Genomic DNA, 1,199 nt, shown 5'->3' with positions numbered 1-1,199 from the left:
ATGGAATTCTTGAGGGAATTAATAGCAAGGTCCAACTGGCCAAACGACGAGCAAGAGGTTATCGCAATATTAATAATTTTATCAATATGATTTACTTTCTTTGTGGTAAGTTAAAATTCGACTACCCACTGTATTTCACATAGAGCCAATAAACCTCGATACACCAGCATTGTGTATTTCAGCTACTCAATAATTGGGAAACTTCAGTTAGTGAGTAACTTCTCATTATTCATGGGCAAAATTTCCTGGGGGTACGGGCAGCTTGCCCGTTTGTATGGGCGAGCCGCCCATGCCCCCAAATAATGAGAAGTTACATTAGTGAGTTCTAAGTAATTGATTGTACATTTAAGGAGGCCGCGTACAAATTTATTTTATGTGAAAATTACTCTTAATTACTGCTGACAGGTAGGTCTAGTATTGCACACAAACCGCCATAAGAACTTTTCTTAAGCGTCAAGGAACCGCTATAGAGTTGAGTTATGTCGTTAACAATATTAAACCCTAAGCCCTAAGCCATGACCTGAAACAGTATCATCAAGCCTCCTGCCGCGCTGTAAAACAATAGCTAACTGGCTGTCTGGAATACCCGGGCCATTGTCTTCAACAAAAAGATGGATGCGTTGATTATGTTTATCCCGCGTTGCATGAATCCAGACCTGGTCATGTGTCCATTTGCAGGGGTTATCGATAAGATTGCCTAGCATTTCTTCCAGATCCTGGGCTTCACCACAGAAGTAGTTATTGCCAAGATTCTGGATAGATATTCGGGGAGTCGCTATTTTTGCGAAAGCTTGTTTTGGGCATCCCAGCCCAAGCAAGCAGCAAAAACTTAACGCGACCACTTATGCCTCCGGCGGCCCCGATTCGTCCTCGTCACCTCGTCCCGACCCAACAAGGGGTCGGAACATAGGCTCCAAATGACTTGACGCCGTGTCGGATGGCCTTTTATTTTGTCTCCACCTTCGCTAACGCTCAGACTCCGACAAAATAACGGCCCTACGGCTATCGCGGACTAAAAATCATCACTTCGCTTAGGCTACGTTTCCCTGATTTTCAGCGATAGCAAGGTCCAACTGGCCAAACGACGAGCAAGAGGTTATCGTAATATTAATAATTTTATCAATATAATTTACTTTCTTTGTGGTAAGTTAAAATTCGACTACCCACTAGGGTTCACATAGAGCCGAACAAATTGAACA

2 protein-coding genes are annotated in these 1,199 nt (G+C 43.2%); one reads left to right on the top strand and one right to left on the bottom strand.

Features of this window, described 5'->3' with window-relative positions:
• Nucleotides 1–143, top strand: a 143-nt coding sequence (locus CDZ78_RS20675) for a transposase (RefSeq protein ID WP_140414281.1), incomplete at its 5' end; no start/stop codon positions are given.
• A gap of 351 nt (nt 144–494) precedes the next feature.
• Here CDZ78_RS20675 and CDZ78_RS20670 read toward each other — a convergent pair.
• Complete coding sequence (locus tag CDZ78_RS20670; RefSeq protein ID WP_087871614.1) at nt 495–842, bottom strand: ATP-binding protein; 348 nt, start codon at nt 840–842, stop codon at nt 495–497.
• Nucleotides 843–1,199: the final 357 nt, after the last annotated feature.

This window comes from Bathymodiolus platifrons methanotrophic gill symbiont (assembly GCF_002189065.1).
Classification (GTDB): domain Bacteria; phylum Pseudomonadota; class Gammaproteobacteria; order Methylococcales; family Methylomonadaceae; genus Methyloprofundus.
The sequence above is the reverse complement of the archived record's forward strand: the minus strand, read 5'-3'. Positions and strand labels throughout refer to the sequence as shown.